The organism is Neisseria sp. P0006.S004, from assembly GCF_051963015.1.
Classification (GTDB): Bacteria; Pseudomonadota; Gammaproteobacteria; order Burkholderiales; family Neisseriaceae; genus Neisseria.
Genome location: NZ_JBQCUS010000006.1, coordinates 46,169 through 62,264, shown reverse-complemented (window position 1 = coordinate 62,264; position 16,096 = coordinate 46,169). Strand labels below are relative to the sequence as shown.

14 protein-coding genes and 3 tRNA genes are annotated in these 16,096 nt (G+C 49.3%); 6 read left to right on the top strand and 11 right to left on the bottom strand.

Annotation, left to right across the window (positions count from 1 at the left end):
• Window positions 1-73 precede the first annotated feature (73 nt).
• The gene (locus ACTHR2_RS08860) at window positions 74-1,603 is read left to right on the top strand and encodes a helicase HerA-like domain-containing protein (RefSeq protein ID WP_440375630.1); all 1,530 of its coding nucleotides are present in this window, start codon (window positions 74-76) and stop codon (window positions 1,601-1,603) included.
• 67 nt (window positions 1,604-1,670) lie between these two features.
• Here the strand turns inward: ACTHR2_RS08860 and ACTHR2_RS08855 are convergent, their stop codons facing one another.
• The 3 genes from ACTHR2_RS08855 to ACTHR2_RS08845 form a co-directional block, all read right to left on the bottom strand.
• Window positions 1,671-3,026 (bottom strand): PFL family protein, encoded by a 1,356-nt coding sequence (locus tag ACTHR2_RS08855; RefSeq protein ID WP_070503808.1) that lies wholly within the window; start codon window positions 3,024-3,026, stop codon window positions 1,671-1,673.
• A gap of 15 nt (window positions 3,027-3,041) precedes the next feature.
• A complete protein-coding gene (locus ACTHR2_RS08850) occupies window positions 3,042-3,314 on the bottom strand; it encodes an ACT domain-containing protein (RefSeq protein WP_003680574.1) in 273 nt (90 codons plus the stop codon).
• A gap of 107 nt (window positions 3,315-3,421) precedes the next feature.
• Window positions 3,422-4,567: a polyamine ABC transporter substrate-binding protein gene (locus ACTHR2_RS08845; protein ID WP_263337558.1), complete on the bottom strand. Its 1,146-nt coding sequence runs from the start codon at window positions 4,565-4,567 to the stop codon at window positions 3,422-3,424.
• A 328-nt stretch (window positions 4,568-4,895) separates the two neighbouring features.
• Here ACTHR2_RS08845 and ACTHR2_RS08840 point away from each other — a divergent pair, with 328 nt between their 5' ends.
• Window positions 4,896-5,432 (top strand): RNA pyrophosphohydrolase, encoded by a 537-nt coding sequence (locus ACTHR2_RS08840; RefSeq protein WP_070461986.1) that lies wholly within the window; start codon window positions 4,896-4,898, stop codon window positions 5,430-5,432.
• A gap of 68 nt (window positions 5,433-5,500) precedes the next feature.
• Window positions 5,501-7,486, top strand: coding sequence for a DNA topoisomerase IV subunit B (gene parE / locus ACTHR2_RS08835; protein ID WP_440375629.1), 1,986 nt, complete (start codon window positions 5,501-5,503; stop codon window positions 7,484-7,486).
• A 193-nt stretch (window positions 7,487-7,679) separates the two neighbouring features.
• Here parE and ACTHR2_RS08830 read toward each other — a convergent pair.
• The 4 genes from ACTHR2_RS08830 to ACTHR2_RS08815 form a co-directional block, all read right to left on the bottom strand.
• Window positions 7,680-7,756 (bottom strand) — tRNA-Asp (locus tag ACTHR2_RS08830).
• Window positions 7,757-7,788: 32 nt separating this feature from the next.
• Window positions 7,789-7,864 (bottom strand) — tRNA-Val (locus ACTHR2_RS08825).
• Between the two features lie 125 nt (window positions 7,865-7,989).
• Window positions 7,990-8,583 (bottom strand): GTP cyclohydrolase II, encoded by a 594-nt coding sequence (gene ribA / locus ACTHR2_RS08820; protein WP_003685106.1) that lies wholly within the window; start codon window positions 8,581-8,583, stop codon window positions 7,990-7,992.
• Window positions 8,576-9,241 (bottom strand): hypothetical protein, encoded by a 666-nt coding sequence (locus ACTHR2_RS08815; RefSeq protein WP_263337571.1) that lies wholly within the window; start codon window positions 9,239-9,241, stop codon window positions 8,576-8,578. The genes ribA and ACTHR2_RS08815 overlap by 8 nt, the downstream gene beginning before the upstream one ends.
• A 161-nt stretch (window positions 9,242-9,402) precedes the next feature.
• On the opposite strand from ACTHR2_RS08815, the gene ACTHR2_RS08810 reads away from it, so the two are divergent.
• Window positions 9,403-9,487 (top strand) — tRNA-Leu (locus ACTHR2_RS08810).
• A 158-nt stretch (window positions 9,488-9,645) separates the two neighbouring features.
• Window positions 9,646-10,986, top strand: coding sequence for a DUF2868 domain-containing protein (locus ACTHR2_RS08805; protein ID WP_440375628.1), 1,341 nt, complete (start codon window positions 9,646-9,648; stop codon window positions 10,984-10,986).
• A gap of 73 nt (window positions 10,987-11,059) precedes the next feature.
• Here ACTHR2_RS08805 and ACTHR2_RS08800 read toward each other — a convergent pair whose 3' ends face one another.
• The 3 genes from ACTHR2_RS08800 to grpE all read right to left on the bottom strand — a co-directional run bounded on the left by ACTHR2_RS08800 (window position 11,060) and on the right by grpE (window position 14,337).
• Complete coding sequence (locus tag ACTHR2_RS08800) at window positions 11,060-11,278, bottom strand: hypothetical protein (protein WP_107722973.1); 219 nt, start codon at window positions 11,276-11,278, stop codon at window positions 11,060-11,062.
• Between the two features lie 269 nt (window positions 11,279-11,547).
• Window positions 11,548-13,476: a molecular chaperone DnaK gene (dnaK, locus tag ACTHR2_RS08795; RefSeq protein ID WP_263337579.1), complete on the bottom strand. Its 1,929-nt coding sequence runs from the start codon at window positions 13,474-13,476 to the stop codon at window positions 11,548-11,550.
• Between the two features lie 300 nt (window positions 13,477-13,776).
• Entirely contained in the window at window positions 13,777-14,337 is a 561-nt protein-coding gene (gene grpE / locus ACTHR2_RS08790; protein ID WP_070735055.1) for a nucleotide exchange factor GrpE, read from the bottom strand.
• A 150-nt stretch (window positions 14,338-14,487) separates the two neighbouring features.
• Here grpE and cysE point away from each other — a divergent pair, with 150 nt between their 5' ends.
• Window positions 14,488-15,306 carry a serine O-acetyltransferase gene (gene cysE, locus ACTHR2_RS08785; protein WP_070461975.1) on the top strand — a complete coding sequence of 273 codons (819 nt, stop codon included), beginning with the start codon at window positions 14,488-14,490 and terminating at the stop codon, window positions 15,304-15,306.
• 74 nt (window positions 15,307-15,380) lie between these two features.
• Here the strand turns inward: cysE and ACTHR2_RS08780 are convergent, their stop codons facing one another.
• Window positions 15,381-15,971, bottom strand: a complete 591-nt coding sequence (locus ACTHR2_RS08780) for a tyrosine-protein phosphatase (RefSeq protein WP_440375627.1) — start codon at window positions 15,969-15,971, stop codon at window positions 15,381-15,383.
• Window positions 15,972-16,096: the final 125 nt, after the last annotated feature.

The following is a 16,096-nucleotide window of genomic DNA, read 5'->3' as shown; positions in this document are numbered from 1 at the left end:
TTGCTTCAAACGTTAAAATGCTTGTTTCTTAAGACAACAAATTGTTTCACATCACGGATTCTAAGGAATAATCATGACTACATTTCAAATTGCGCGTGCCGACGGGAAAACGCTCGAAATCCAAGGCAAAATGGCCAACCGCCACGGCTTGATCGCCGGGGCGACCGGTACGGGTAAAACCGTTACCCTGCGCCGCATGGCGGAAGCCTTCAGCAGCGAAGGCATCCCTGTATTCTTAGTCGATGTCAAAGGCGATTTATCGGGCATCGCACAAGCCGGTACCAACAGCGGAAAAGTGGGCGAACGCATCGCCGAGTTTGGTTTGGGCGAACAATGGCTGCAAAATTTCCCCGTGCGCTTTTGGGATGTTTACGGCGAAACAGGTATTCCCGTACGCGTAACCGTTTCAGAAATGGGCCCTATGCTTTTGGCGCGCCTGATGAATCTGAACGACACGCAAGAAGGTCTGCTCAACCTCGTGTTCAAAGTTGCTGATGACAGAGGCTGGCACATTCTGGACTTGAAAGACCTGCGCAGCATGTTGAAACACGTTTCCGACCATGCTTCGGAATACCGCACGCAATACGGCAACGTTTCTGCCGCCAGTATCGGCGCGATTCAACGCCAACTGCTAACTTTGGAAAACGAAGGTGCAGAAAAATTCTTCGGCGAACCTTCCCTCAACCTGCAAGACTGGATGCAAACCGACAACGGCAAAGGCATCATCAACATCCTCAACTCCGAAAAACTGATGCGCTCTCCGCGTATGTACAGCGCGTTTTTGCTGTGGATGCTGGCGGAGTTGTTTGAAACCCTGCCCGAAGTCGGCGATTTGGACAAACCAAAATTCGTGATGTTCTTCGATGAAGCGCATTTAATGTTCGACAATGCCGCCAATGCGCTGGTCGAACAAATCGAACAAGTCGTGCGCCTGATCCGTTCCAAAGGCGTGGGCGTATATTTTGTTACCCAAAACCCGCTCGACTTGCCCGATACCATTCTCGGCCAACTGGGTAACCGCGTGCAACACGCCCTGCGCGCCTTCACACCGCGCGACCAAAAAGCAGTCAAAGCTGCTGCCGAAACCTTCCGCAGCAATCCGAATATCAAAGTTGCAGAAGTGATTGCCGAACTGGGCGTCGGCGAAGCCCTCGTTTCCTTCCTTGATGAAAAAGGTATGCCCGAGCCGGTAGAACGCGCCCTTATCCTGCCGCCGCAATCTTCCTTAACCCCGCTTGCCGCAGAAGAGCGCAACCGCTTGTTCCAAAACGATGATTTGTATCCGACCTACAAAGACATGGTGGACAACTATTCCGCCTTTGAAGCCTTAGCCGAAGCAGACAACCAAGCAGCCGCAGAAAAAGAAGCCGCCAATGCTGCCAAAGAGCAGGAAAAAGCACAAAAAGCCGCAGAAAAAGAAGCTGCCAATGCCGATCCTGGCATCCTCGGCGGACTGATCGGCGGTTTGAGCGGCGGACGTAAAAAATCCGGCCAAGGTTTGGGCTACAACGTTGCCGACGCCATCGGCAGCCAAATCAACCGCCAAGTAACCAACGCCATTTCCCGCAGCGTAATGGGCATTATTAAAAATATGTTCAAATAATCAGCCTGCGAAAATAAAAGGCCGTCTGAAAATCAATTTCAGACGGCCTTTTTATTCATCAATCCAATTAGTTTTTCATCGATTGAACCGGAGCCGGGATTCTGCCGCCTCGGTTGACGAACACTTCGCACGAACCTTCTTTGACCGGCATTACAGGCGCGTAGCCCAATAGGCCGCCGAACTCGACGCTGTCGCCGACGGTTTTGCCGGTTACCGGAATAATGCGCACGGCAGTGGTTTTGCTGTTGATCATGCCGATGGCGGCTTCGTCAGCGATGATGCCGGAAATGGTATGCGCAGGCGTATCGCCGGGTACGGCAATCATGTCCAAACCAACGGAGCAGACAGCAGTCATGGCTTCAAGTTTGTCCAGTGTCAGCACACCGGCTTCAGCAGCCGCAATCATGCCCTCGTCTTCTGAAACGGGGATAAATGCGCCGCTCAAACCGCCAACCGCGCTGGAAGCCATCATGCCGCCTTTTTTCACGGCATCATTCAGTAAAGCCAAAGCCGCTGTCGTGCCGTGCGTACCGCAGACGCTCAAGCCCATTTCTTCAAGAATGCGCGCCACTGAGTCGCCGACGGCAGGGGTTGGTGCCAACGACAAGTCGAGAATACCGAATGGGATATTTAGCATTTTTGAGGCTTCGCGGCCGATAAGTTCGCCCACGCGGGTAATTTTGAAAGCAGTTTTCTTCACTACTTCCGCAACTTCGGTCAATGTCGTTGCATCTGAATTTTCCAACGCGGCTTTTACAACACCCGGGCCGGATACGCCGACATTGATAACGGCATCCGCTTCGCCCGAACCGTGAAACGCGCCCGCCATAAATGGGTTGTCTTCCACCGCGTTGCAGAACACGACTATTTTGGCGCAGCCGAAACCTTCGGGCGTGATTTCAGCCGTGCGTTTGATGGTTTCACCTGCCAGTTTGACCGCATCCATATTGATACCGGCGCGCGTGCTGCCGATATTGATGGAGCTGCACACGATATCGGTAGTCTTCATCGCTTCGGGAATGGAACGGATCAGCACTTCGTCCGAAGGCGACATGCCTTTTTGCACCAACGCAGAAAAGCCGCCGATAAAGGACACGCCTATCGCTTTGGCAGCCTTATCCAAAGTTTGCGCCACACTGACGTAAGAATCAGCATGGGTGGCCGCGGCGATTTGGGCAATCGGCGTAACGGAAATGCGCTGATTTACAATCGGCACGCCGTATTTGGCAGACAGATATTTTGCCGTCTCCACCAAATCTTTGCCGACGGTGGTGATTTTGTTGTAAATATTTTGGTTCAACACATTGATATCGCTGCTGATGCAGTCGTGTAAATCAATGCCGATGGTAATGGTGCGCACGTCAAAATTCTGGTCGGCTACCATTTTGACGGTTTCTAAAATCTCGCCGGATTGAATACTCATGGCTCTTCCTCCGACTTAAATACGGTGCATGGCTTGGAAAATTTCTTCGTTTTGCATACGGATATCAAGCGCGAGTTTTTTGCTCTCTTCCGCAAACAAATCCAAAACCTCTTGACGCGATTTGGTGCATTTTGAAGTATCCACCAAAATAATCATGGTAAAAAAATCATCCATCAGCTGTTGGCTGATGTTGAGAATATTGATTTGGTTTTCCGCTAAAATTTTGGAAACGTCGTACACAATGCCCACACGGTCTTTGCCGATGACGGTGATGACTGAATTGTTCATAACGCTGTTTCTCCTCATAGGATATTTGAAAAGTGTTGACAATTATAACACTCAGGCCGTCTGAAAAACTGTTTCAGACGGCCTGAGTATTCAAATTTCAATTTTGATTATCGCCCTGCTTTCAAAGCCTGCCACAGGCGAACGCTGAGTTTGCTCGCATCGGTTGACTTGGGGGAGACGATGAAACTTTTTTCCATCAATTCTTTGCTTGGGAAAATCGATTCGTCAGAGGTATATTTTTCATCCATCAAATCACGCGCCGGACGGCTGGCAGGAGCATAAGTCACATAGTTGCCGTTTTTGGCCGCTGTTTCCGGATTGAGCGTGTGATTGATGTATTTGTGTGCATTGGCCACATTTTGCGCATCACGCGGAATCATCAGCGAATCCACCCAAATACCGACGCCGCTTTTCGGCGCCAATACTTCGACTTCGACGCCGTTTCCGGCTTCTTTGGCACGGGTTTTGGCAATATTGAGGTCGCCGCCGTAGCCTACCGATACGCAAAGATTACCGGCCGCCATATCGTCGATATAGCCGGACGAAGTAAAGCGTTTGATGTCGGGACGCACTTTTTTCATCATATCAACGGCGGCTCTGATGTCGTCAGGGTTTTCGCTGTTCGGATCTTTGCCCAAATAATGCAAAGCCAAAGGAATCTGCTCGATGGCGCTGTCGAAATAGCTGATGCCGCAGGATTTCAGTTTTTGGGTGTATTCAGGATTGAACACCAAATCCCATTCATTTTCAGGCAACTTATCCGTACCCAACGCCTTTTGAACCTGCTGTTTGTTAATCGCCAGCGTATTGATGCCCCAGAAATAAGGGACGGCATATTCGTTACCCGGATCGACGGTTTCCATCATTTTCAACAAATCGGGATCGATATTGGCGTAATCGGGAATTTGCGATTTGTCGATTTTTTGATACGCGCCGGCTTTAATCTGACGGCCGACATTGGCAATAGAAGGCGCAACCAAGTCATAACCCGACTTGCCGGTCAGCAGCTTGGCTTCCAGCGCTTCGTTGCTGTCGTAGTAATCGTAGCGGACGTTGATATGCGTATTTTTTTCAAACGCAGACAGCGTGGCCGGATCGACATAATCCGACCAGTTGTAGATATTGAGTTTATCCGTTTGAGAGGAAGAAGTTTGAGTTTGAGATGCGGAAGATTCTGCGGCGGTTTCTTTTCCACCGCTACACGCAGTCAAGACGAGGCTCACGATTGCCGCCGCCATCAAAGATTTTTTCATGGTTTCAGACCTTTTGTTCGGGGGGTAAAAATATTGCAGCGGTGGCAGATGCCACTTACAAAAGGGAAACTGTGGGGGCGGCCGGCATGTGTCCTTTGCCCTTGATTCAGCAAGGTTTGCATTAAACGGCAAAAAGCTTTTGAATGCAAGACCTTAAAACAGAAAAAATTCTCCCTTTTCAGACGGCCTGAAGCTATGGTTTTATTCATAAACAACATTTTTTCAGAAACGGTTTCATGCCGTCTGGAAAAAACTGTGGGCTTATTCAGACGGCCTCAAGATTTGTCAAAACCGCCCAATTTGTGGGAAAATTGCACGATTGAATTTAATGAAGGGCGACCCCGTGTTAGACAGAGAAGGCTATCGCCCCAATGTCGGTATTATCCTGATTAACGAACGTAACGAAGTCTTTTGGGGCAAACGCGTACGCGAACATTCTTGGCAGTTTCCGCAAGGCGGCATCAAGCCGGGCGAAAGCCCTGAAACCGCCATGTACCGCGAGTTGTACGAAGAAGTCGGCCTGTTGCCGCAACATGTCAAAATTATTGGCCGCACGCGCGACTGGCTGCGCTATGACGTGCCCAGCCACTGGGTGCGCCGCGAATGGCGCGGTTCGTATCGCGGACAAAAACAGATTTGGTATCTTTTGCGTTTGGTCGGCCGCGACAGCGACGTCAACCTCCGCGCCTGCCACCATCCTGAATTCGACGGCTGGCGTTGGCACCAATACTGGGCGCCGGTTGACGAAGTCATCGACTTCAAGCGCGGCGTGTATTTGGACGCATTAACCGAACTCTCCCGTTTCTTGCGCGGCATAGAAAGCTATGAAGACTTTATCCGTCGCAATCCAATAGAAAACCTATAACCCAAACGCTTTCAGGCCGTCTGAAAGCGTTGTTTTTCATCCTTTCAGACGGCCTTTACATTATTCCTATGGCTAAAAACAATCAATACAGCGAATCCAGCATTACCGTCCTCAAAGGCTTGGAGCCGGTCAAAGAACGTCCCGGCATGTACACCCGTACCGACAGCCCGACCCATATCTGTCAGGAAGTGATTGATAATGCGGCGGATGAGGCGTTGGGTGGTTTCGCGACTGCAATCGACGTGCAAATTCATGAAGACGGTTCGCTTTCCGTCCGTGATAACGGCCGCGGCATTCCCGTCGGCCTGCATCCTGAAGAAGGCGTACCTGTAGTCGAACTCGTGTTCACCCGTCTGCACGCAGGCGGCAAGTTCAACAAAAAGGACGGCGGCAGCGCGTATGCCTTTTCAGGCGGTCTGCACGGCGTCGGCGTATCTGTTACCAACGCCCTTTCCACCCGCCTTGAAGTAACGGTCAAACGCGAAGGCAAAGTCCACCGCATCATCTTTTCGGGTGGCGACGTCATTGAGCCATTGACTGAAGTGGGCAAATGCACCGTCAAAGACAGTGGTACCGAAGTGCGCGTATGGCCGGATGGCAAATATTTTGAAAGCCCAAATTACAGCATTCCCGAACTCGAACGCCTACTACGCGCCAAAGCCGTATTACTGCCGGGCGTACGCGTTTCCCTGACTCGTCCGGTCAAAGGCGAAGACGAAGCGCATACCCAAACTTGGCACTATCCAGACGGCCTGAAAAGCTATCTGACCGACCTGATTGCCGACGCTCAGAAAGCCGTACCTATCTTCTCCTGCGAAAACTACATTTCAGACGGCCACAACGGCGATTTCAGCATTGGCGAAGGTGCAGCATTTGCCCTGACTTGGCTGGAAGAAGGCTCATGCGCCAACGAAAGCTATGTCAACCTCATCCCCACCCCATTGGGCGGGACGCATGAAGCAGGCTTAAAACAAGCCGTGTTCAACGCCGTCAACAACTTCATCAATCTACACAACCTTTTACCACGCGGCGTAAAAGTACAAAGCGACGACGTGTTCAGTAAAACCGCCTTCGTCCTCTCTGCCCGGGTCCTCGACCCACAGTTCCAAGGTCAAACCAAAGACAAGCTGACCAACCGCGACGCGCTGAAACTCGTTGCCGCCGTATCGGGCGACCCTTTGGAATTGTGGCTGAACCAAAACGTGGACTTCGGCAAAAAAATCGCCGAACTCGCCATTCGTCAGGCACAGGCGCGGATGCGTTCGGTTAAAAAAATCGAAAAGAAAAAAGGCAGCGGCGTCGCCGTCCTGCCCGGCAAACTGACCGACTGCGAAAGCGAAGACATCCGCGAAAACGAACTCTTCCTTGTCGAAGGCGATTCTGCAGGCGGTTCCGCCAAACTTGCTCGCGACAAAGCCACCCAGGCCATCCTACCCCTGCGCGGCAAAGTGCTCAACAGCTTTGAAGTCCACCCCGACCAACTCTTCGGCAACGCCGAAATCCATGATATTTCCGTTGCCATCGGCGTCGATCCGCACGGCATCAACGACAATCCCGACTTAAGCGGCCTGCGCTACGGCAAAATCGCCATCCTGTCCGATGCCGACGTGGACGGCTCTCATATTCAAGTTTTGCTGCTGACCCTGTTCTACCGCCACTTCCCGAAACTGGTCGCCGACGGACACATCTACGTCGCCCAGCCGCCGCTGTTCCGCGTCGATGTCAACGCACAAGGCAAAAGCAAACCTGCCCGCAAATTCTACGCCCTCGACCAAAACGAACTTGACAGCATTTTGGAGCGGCTGCAAAAAGAAGGTGTCAAAGAAACCGCCTATTCCATCAGCCGTTTCAAAGGTTTGGGCGAGATGAACCCCGACCAGCTCAAAGACACCACCATGCACCCCGACACCCGCCGCCTGTTGCAGGTACAAATCCCGGAAGGCGCAGATGACGAAACACGCGACATCTTCGTCAAACTGATGGGCAAAGGCGAAGCCGCCGCCCGCCGCGCATGGATGGAAAAAGAAGGCGATACGGCAGAATTGGATATTTAATCCATTGTTTCAATAGACTAAAGGCCGTCTGAAACTTTAAAAGCTTCAGACGGCCTTTTTTTTTAAAATCATCAGAATTTAAGGTTAAACAGTATTTCAATATCCTGTTACTTACCTGTTTCTATTTTTGCAGCTGAATTGTGTGTTTAAGACAAATAAAAAAGCACTGATATTATCAGTGCTTTTTAAATAATGGCGCGGCGGACGGGGCTCGAACCCGCGACCCCCGGCGTGACAGGCCGGTACTCTAACCAACTGAGCTACCACCGCGCATCCACTGTCAAAGACAATGAAAGGAAACTTGGTGGGTGATGACGGAGTCGAACCGCCGACATTCTGCTTGTAAGGCAGACGCTCTACCAACTGAGCTAATCACCCGATAAGCTGACATTAAATCAAAAAATCAGGCTACGCGCAAGGTTTTTATTTAAATAAAAATATATCCCATTGAAAGAATATAGAATATTTTATTTACCCGCAAAAATTACCGTTATACCTATCCATCAATCAAAAATCAAATGCCCCAATTTATCCGCTTTAGTATGCAGATAACGTTCATTTTCCACATTTTCGCCGACATGCAATGCAATCCGTTCGACCACATTAATGCCGGAATCTTTCAACGTTTGGATTTTTTCAGGATTATTGGTCAACAATCTGACCTCCCGAATATGCAGATAATCATAAATCTGCTTGGCCAAAGTGAAGTCGCGCGCATCAACAGGAAGGCCGAGTGCAACATTGGCTTCAACCGTATCCAAGCCTTGGTCTTGCAGACGATACGCACGGATTTTGTTTATCAAACCAATGCCCCTGCCTTCTTGGCGCAAATATACGATAACGCCACGCCCTTCTTTTTGAACGGCCTGCATCGCCGCTTGCAACTGAGGGCCGCAATCACATTTCACCGAAAATAAAGCGTCACCAGTCAAACACTCGGAATGAATACGCGACAACACAGGCAGGCCGTCTGAAACATCGCCCATCGTCAATGCGACATGTTCCTGCCCGCCCTCTTCTTCGAAGCCGTGCATGGTAAATTCGCCCCATTCCGTAGGCAAACGGCATGACGCGACAAACTTCAACGCGTTACTCATTTTCCGCTTCCTCGTTTTCAGCTACGCCCAAGAGGTTTTTCAAAGGTTCTGCCAAGGCTAATGCAAGGGCAATCCAGGCCACCAACACTTCGTCAGGCGCACCGTCCTTGACATCAAATTCAGCATATACCACGCCTAAAACTGCACCGCTGGGCATACAGACAGGAACAGAAATCTGGCTCAAACCGGGATGATTGCGTTCGGCCGACAATTCACCAATTTCCTGCCAATACGCCACATTCTGACAAACATTCATCCAACCGCTTTGCGCCGTACGCACAGCCAAAAAAGCCTGTCCGGCCTGCTCGTCGATTGGAATCACATTTTCCAACGGCACGCCCCAACGGCTCAGTCGAACCAGCGACAACGCACCATCTTTCGGAAACGCAGTATAAACGGCTGCGCTTTTCAAATGCTCGGTGCGCTCGGCAACCGAATCCAAAGCCATAAAAATCTGTTTCAGCAACCATTCATGTTCGGCATCGACATAATCCGCCAACTGCCAACCATTTTCAGACGGCCACAAAATCGAACGCTCAACCGAAGCATTGCCCATTTTAATCACAGCCTGGGCAGTCAAATAAGCAACATGTATCTCATCCGCAGGCAGCTTCAAACCTTGCGTCTGCAAAAAATCTTTAATTAATAAAGCAGGCATCTGCCCTTCCTCACCAATAGTAAAGTTGAGGCCGTCTGAAAACAAACCCTGCTTTCAGACGGCCGGAATAAATCATTATATAAGGGATAAACCGAAAAATTCAAGCAAACAAGACTTTGCGCCCCCATTAATCTTGTGTATAATCCACGATTCAAATTAGTGCGGACGTGGCGAAATTGGTAGACGCACCAGATTTAGGTTCTGGCGCCGAGAGGTGTGAGAGTTCGAGTCTCTCCGTCCGCACCACACTCAAAATAAGCAGCTTTCGGGCTGCTTTTTTTACATCTATTCCACTATATACCCTATTCAAAACTGCTTTTAATTTTTTGACCTTTGCAAAAAAGGGGTTTATTTGGGGGGTATAACAGACGTTTCCATTTTATCTTTCAAACGGCCTATCATTTATGTTGAATCCATCGCAAAAACTTGTCGAATTGGTCCGTATCCTTGAAGAACGTGCCTATATTTTTCCGGGAGATCCTGTACAGGCGACGGAAGCGTTGCGACATATTGATGGCGGCAATGAGGAAAAACTGATACGCCGCGCTCAAATTATTGACCGCGACCAGCATTTGAAATATGTGCTGCAACAGGTGGAGACAGGCTCGTTTTGGCTTTGGATTGTTGCGGCGACATTGTTGTTTACGGTCGGTTTTTCCAGCACTTATCTTTTAATGGATAATCAGGGGCTGAACTTTTTTCTGGTATTGGCCGGGATTTTGGGCATGAATACAGTCATGCTGCTGGTGTGGCTGGCGACTTTATTCCTGCGTTTGAAAAATATGCACTTTATCAGCAGTCCGACAACTTGGTTCCGAGGTAAAGACCCGGTCAATCAGGCAATTTTGCGGCTTTATGTGGATGAATGGCGCAAACCGCAAACGCGTTGGCTGATTGGTGCAACTTCACACGGCCTGTGGCTTTGTACGCTGTCGGGAATGTTGGTTTCTGTTTTGCTGCTGCTTTTGGTGCGTCAATATACGTTCAACTGGGAAAGTACGCTTTTAAGTAATACGGTATTGGTGAAAACAGTTGAGGCTTTGTCATGGCTGCCGGAACGTTTGGGCTTTCCTGTTCCCGACAGTCAGGCCGTAATTGCAGGCCGTCTGAACAATCATATCGAAGATGCACGCGCTTGGGCGGGTTTACTCATCGGCAGCATTATCTGCTATGGCATTCTGCCGCGCTTGCTTGCTTGGCTGGCTTGCAAGATTACTTTAAAAACCCTTCGCGAACGTTTGGATTTGAATCAGCCCTACTATCAAAACATCCTCCGCACATGGCAAACGAAAATTGTCGACGCCGATGATTTTCAGGAAAACATCGTTCCCGTTTCATCTAAAATTACGCTGAATAATGCGCCCAAATGGGCTGTTACACTGGAAACGGAATGGCCTGATCCGCTTTGGTTTTCCGGCGTTTTGGCGCAAGAATGGATAGACAAAGGCGTAGCCGCCGGCAGAAAAGATTTGGAACAATTAGAAGCCGAATTGAAACAAACTCCGGCGCAACTTCTCATCGGCGTACGCACGCAAACTGTTCCCGACCGCGGCATTTTGCGTCAAATCAGTCGCTTAGCTGAAGCTACGGACGGCGGCGTTATCATTCAACTTTTGAATCAAGACAGTTTCTCTGAAGATTTGGACACCAAACTGGATTATTGGCGCGATGCGCTGGCAGAAAGAAACATTGCTTGGCTGGAGCCGACCCGTTTGGCACAAGAAAAACGGCAAAGCGCTATTTGACAGATAAACCGAAGGCCGTCTGAAACCTGATGTTTGGGTTTCAGACGGCCTTATTTATTGTTGAGGATTCATCTTAATGATGTTCGTGGCGATGCTCTTGATGATGTTTGGGCTTGGCTGCATGGTGTTTGGCTTTAGGTACAGGTTTTTTCATTTTTTGCGGTTTGGCTTTTTTGTGCATACGCTCTTGTTTCGGATGCATTTCATGTTTGCCGTGTGCAGAAGCGACCGGAGCCAATACCAAACCGGCAGCTGCAACCATCAAAGAGGTCATTTGAATCAGTTTTTTCATATTTATCTTCTTTCAAGGGATTGATTTGAGGTAAGAACTAAGAACTTATTCGCACTCAAGCGATGGACAAAATATTAATGGCTTTGACTGTCAGCTGCTGTCAGATGTCGGCGAAATCTGTTCAAAATTCGGCAATAGAAGTATGGCGACACAATGATGTAGCAAGGTTTTGAAAGTTTACCGTCAATTTTGACCAAGCGTCTTTACACATTTCCCAAACAACAAAAAGCGCGAACCTTTCGATTCGCGCTTTTTTCAGACGGCATCAATTATTTTTTGTCGTCTTTTACTTCTTCAAAGTCGGCATCTACAACGTCGTCGTCTTTCTTAGCAGAAGACTCGGCTTGTGCGCCCTCGCCTGCTTGTGCTTCGGCTTGCGCTTGAGCGTAAACCATTTCGCCCAATTTTTGGCTGGCTGCACCCAAAGCTTCGGCTTTGGCGTCGATGGCGGCTTTGTCGTCGCCTTTCACGGCTTCTTCGGCTTCTTTCAACGCGGCTTCGATTTTTTCTTTCTCGGCAGCGTCGAGTTTGTCGCCATAGTCAGTCAGAGATTTTTTCACAGAGTGAATCAGGGCTTCGGCTTGGTTGCGGGAAGCGACCAATTCAGTCAGTTTTTTATCTTCTTCAGCATTGGCTTCGGCATCTTTTACCATGCGTTCGATTTCTTCTTCGCTCAAACCTGAAGAACCTTGGATGGTGATGTTAGCCGCTTTGCCGGTGCCTTTGTCTTTGGCAGAAACGTGCAAGATACCGTTGGCGTCAATGTCGAAAGTAACTTCAATTTGCGGCATACCGCGTGGTGCAGGTGCGATATCGGTCAAGTTGAACTGACCCAAAGATTTGTTGGCAGAAGCGCGTTCGCGTTCGCCTTGCAGTACATGGATGGTTACTGCGCTTTGGTTGTCTTCGGCAGTTGAGAACACTTGAGACGCTTTAGTCGGAATAGTAGTGTTCTTTTGAATCAGCTTGGTCATCACGCCGCCCATGGTTTCGATACCCAAAGACAGAGGAGTTACGTCCAGCAGCAATACGTCGCTACGGCCGCCGCTCAATACTTCGCCTTGAATCGCCGCACCTACGGCAACGGCTTCGTCAGGGTTCACGTCTTTACGAGGCTCTTTACCGAAGAAGGCTTTAACGGCTTCTTGTACTTTCGGCATACGGCTTTGACCGCCGACCAAAATCACGTCGTCGATGTCGCTGGTGCTCAAGCCGGCATCTTTCAATGCGACTTTACAAGGCTCGATAGAACGTTGGATCAAGTCTTCAACCAGGCTTTCAAATTTAGCACGGGTAATTTTCATGGCCAAGTGTTTAGGACCGGTTGCATCCATAGTGATGTATGGCAGGTTGATTTCGGTTTGCTGACCGCTGGACAATTCGATTTTGGCTTTCTCAGCAGCTTCTTTCAGACGTTGCAATGCCATCACGTCTTGTTTCAAATCAATGCCTTGTTCTTTTTTGAACTCGGCGATGATGTGGTCGATGAGGCGTTGGTCGAAGTCTTCGCCGCCGAGGAAGGTATCGCCGTTGGTTGCCAATACTTCAAATTGTTTGTCGCCGTCGAGGTTGGCAATTTCGATGATGGAGATATCGAAAGTACCGCCACCCAAGTCATATACGGCTACTTTGCGGTCTTTGTTGTCGCCTTTGTCCATACCGAATGCCAAAGCGGCAGCAGTCGGCTCGTTGATGATGCGTTTTACGTCCAAACCGGCGATGCGGCCTGCGTCTTTGGTGGCTTGACGTTGGCTGTCGTTGAAGTAGGCCGGAACGGTAATCACGGCTTCGGTGACTTTCTCGCCCAAGTAAGCTTCAGCGGCTTCTTTCATTTTGCGCAGAACTTCTGCGGAAACTTGCGGCGGAGACAACTCTTTGCCTTGCGCTTTCACCCATGCGTCGCCGTTGTTGGCTTTGATGATTTCGAAAGGCATGGATTCGATGTCGCGTTGGACTTCTTTGTCTTCAAATTTATGACCGATCAAACGTTTGACAGCGTAGATGGTGTTTTTAGCGTTGGTTACCGCTTGGCGTTTTGCAGGCGCGCCGACGAGGATTTCGCCGCCGTCCAAATAAGCGATAACGGAAGGAGTGGTGCGTGCACCTTCTGCATTTTCGATCACTTTGGTTTGACCGTTTTCAGAAATGGCCAAACAAGAGTTGGTTGTACCTAAGTCAATACCGATTACTTTTGCCATATTATGTTGCTCCTAATAAAATTTTCTAAATTAATAATCCTGTGGAACATTTCGTTCCGATGGCTTGTAAATAAGGTTGCTTCATTTTTTTTCAAGGCTTAATTTGAATTTTTTTTCAAATTAAATTCAAGTACTTGATTTATTTATCCACAAGCCGCTTATTCTTTTTTCAGACGGCCGGTTTTCATTTTCCGATTCCGGTTTATCGGAATGATTTTCCAATAGCGAAATATCGGGCTTTGAAACCGGATAAGGCCGTCTGAAAATTTTATGCCTGATAAACTTTATCAAGCGGTGCCTTCAATCTTCTTTTTTCGCCACGACAACCATCGCAGGACGCAGCACGCGGTCGGATAATGTGTAGCCTTTTTTCATCACACTGACGATGGTATTCGGCTCTTGCTCGCTGACGACTGCCTGCATCGCTTGATGTTGGTGTGGATCGAGTTTGTCACCCGGCTGTGGGTTGATTTCTTTAATGTGTGTGGCATCAAATGCTTTTTGCAGCTCGTTCAAAGTCATTTGCACGCCCATTTTCAGTGCATCGAAATTGCCGCTTTGGTCCAGCAGCGCCATTTCGAGATAATCTTTAACCGGCAACATTTCTGCTGCAAATTTTTGTCCGGCGAATTTATGGGTATCGGCAATTTCCTGCTGATGGCGGCGGCGCAGGTTTTGCTCGTTTGCCAGACCGCGCAATTCGCTGTCTTTGAGCTGGCCTTCCAACTCGGCGACACGCGCCTGAAGTTCTTCGTAAGTCGGTTCGGCTTGTTCGGTTTCAACGGTTTCGGCAGTTTCTACGGCTGCCGCTTCTTCTGCTTCGTGTTGATGTTGTTCGTTATGCTCCGTCATTTCTGACATCCTTTTAGCGTGTTGATATTCGATGTTTCATATATAAGGCCGTCTGAAAAAACTTCAAGCATTTGAATACCGATTATCAAATGCCTTGTTAAAAGACGTTGGAAAACGGTAAGATAGCCATCTGATTTTATTCTTCAGACGGCCTCGAATATGAAAAAAGACCATTTGAATTCAACCGATTTTAATCTGTGGCACACCATCCGCGAAGAAACCGAAGCTGCCGCCGCGGCCGAACCGATGCTGGCAAGCTTCCTGCATCAAACCGTGTTGCGCCACGATTCGCTCGATTCGGTACTTGCCTACCATCTTTCCAGCAAACTCGGCAGCCCGATTATGGATGTGCGCGCGCTGTTTGAAATCTATCAGCAGGCTTTGAGCGTGGACACCCGTATCAGCAAATGCGTCGAGGCCGACTTGAAAGCCATTTACGAGCGCGACCCGGCTTGTGATGAATATTCGCTGCCGCTGTTGTATTTCAAAGGTTTCCACGCCGTACAGGCGCACCGCATCAACCACTGGCTCTATCAAAACGACCGCAAAACGCTGGCGTATTTCCTGCAAAACCGCATGTCGGAAGTCTTCGGTGTCGATATCCACCCTGCCGCCCGTTTCGGTCACGGTTTGATGCTCGACCATGCCACCGGTTTTGTGGCCGGTGAAACCGCCGTCTTAGGCAACAATATTTCCATCCTCCACGGCGTAACGCTGGGCGGTTCGGGCAAAGAAAGCGGCGACCGTCACCCGAAAATCGGCAATGGCGTGATGATTGGTGCGAATGCCTCAATTTTGGGCAACATCCGCATCGGCGAAAATGCCAAAATCGGCGCTGGCAGCGTGGTGGTTGCCGACGTACCGTCTTCGATTACCGTTGTCGGCGTACCGGCCAAACCGGTCGGCCGCTCTTCCAAAACTCCGTCTGCCGATATGGATCAAAGCATTCAATTATCGACTACGGATTTTGTGATTTAAGTTATCTGCCATTAAAAAAGGCCGTCTGAAAGATTTACTCTTTCAGGCGGCCTTTTTCTATTTAAATCTTGGTGTTAACCGTGTTTGCGCAAGGCTTCCAAGTGCATTTTAACCTGCTTGACTTTCTCTTCGGTAAACAGGTTGGCAATGTTTTTCCAAATACTGTGATAACCATACGGCCCATGTTGCATTTCGGCTTTTGCCTCTTCCACCGGCCAGCCTTGATAAATGATGCGGTACATTCCGGCAATCAAACCGGTACGGTCTGCGCCATGATAACAATGAATGAGCACTGCGCCGTTTTGCTGTTGTTTTTCAATCAGGTATAGGATTTCCGCAATCTCTTTCGGCTTAATGCTCCATGACAGCAACGGACGGTTTAGCAAGGTTAAACCATACGCCTTCAAATGGTCGTCATCGTTGCGGTCGAAAAAGCGCAGGTTGATCACGCTTTGAATGCCCAGCTTGACAATGGCTTCGCCATCTTCGGCAACAGGCTGCTCGCTGCGGTAAAGCTTGTCGTCAATGCGATAAAGGTTGGCATCGTGTTTGACGGGGGTTGCCCAGCGTTTGGACTGAGCGGCTTTGCTGCCGTTATCCGGCGGCGCGGACGAACAAACGATGGGCAAGCCGGAAGCGAGAAGGCACAATAAAAGACGGCGCATAAAATTCCTGTATGAAAATCAATTGGAAATCAAAATATCATGCGATTCTATCAAAACCAGTTCGGATATTCTATCCGCGCAAACCGCGTTACAATAAAGCCTCTTTTTTCAGACGGCCTTTCATC

What these genes read in the sequence shown, in the direction of transcription:
- ACTHR2_RS08860 (WP_440375630.1), top strand. Translation starts at nt 74, where the DNA reads ATGACTACATTTCAAATTGCGCGTGCCGACGGGAAAACGCTCGAAATC.
- ACTHR2_RS08855 (WP_070503808.1), bottom strand. Translation starts at nt 3,026, where the DNA reads ATGAGTATTCAATCCGGCGAGATTTTAGAAACCGTCAAAATGGTAGCC.
- ACTHR2_RS08850 (WP_003680574.1), bottom strand. Translation starts at nt 3,314, where the DNA reads ATGAACAATTCAGTCATCACCGTCATCGGCAAAGACCGTGTGGGCATT.
- ACTHR2_RS08845 (WP_263337558.1), bottom strand. Translation starts at nt 4,567, where the DNA reads ATGAAAAAATCTTTGATGGCGGCGGCAATCGTGAGCCTCGTCTTGACT.
- ACTHR2_RS08840 (WP_070461986.1), top strand. Translation starts at nt 4,896, where the DNA reads ATGAAGGGCGACCCCGTGTTAGACAGAGAAGGCTATCGCCCCAATGTC.
- parE (WP_440375629.1), top strand. Translation starts at nt 5,501, where the DNA reads ATGGCTAAAAACAATCAATACAGCGAATCCAGCATTACCGTCCTCAAA.
- ribA (WP_003685106.1), bottom strand. Translation starts at nt 8,583, where the DNA reads ATGAGTAACGCGTTGAAGTTTGTCGCGTCATGCCGTTTGCCTACGGAA.
- ACTHR2_RS08815 (WP_263337571.1), bottom strand. Translation starts at nt 9,241, where the DNA reads ATGCCTGCTTTATTAATTAAAGATTTTTTGCAGACGCAAGGTTTGAAG.
- ACTHR2_RS08805 (WP_440375628.1), top strand. Translation starts at nt 9,646, where the DNA reads ATGTTGAATCCATCGCAAAAACTTGTCGAATTGGTCCGTATCCTTGAA.
- ACTHR2_RS08800 (WP_107722973.1), bottom strand. Translation starts at nt 11,278, where the DNA reads ATGAAAAAACTGATTCAAATGACCTCTTTGATGGTTGCAGCTGCCGGT.
- dnaK (WP_263337579.1), bottom strand. Translation starts at nt 13,476, where the DNA reads ATGGCAAAAGTAATCGGTATTGACTTAGGTACAACCAACTCTTGTTTG.
- grpE (WP_070735055.1), bottom strand. Translation starts at nt 14,337, where the DNA reads ATGTCAGAAATGACGGAGCATAACGAACAACATCAACACGAAGCAGAA.
- cysE (WP_070461975.1), top strand. Translation starts at nt 14,488, where the DNA reads ATGAAAAAAGACCATTTGAATTCAACCGATTTTAATCTGTGGCACACC.
- ACTHR2_RS08780 (WP_440375627.1), bottom strand. Translation starts at nt 15,971, where the DNA reads ATGCGCCGTCTTTTATTGTGCCTTCTCGCTTCCGGCTTGCCCATCGTT.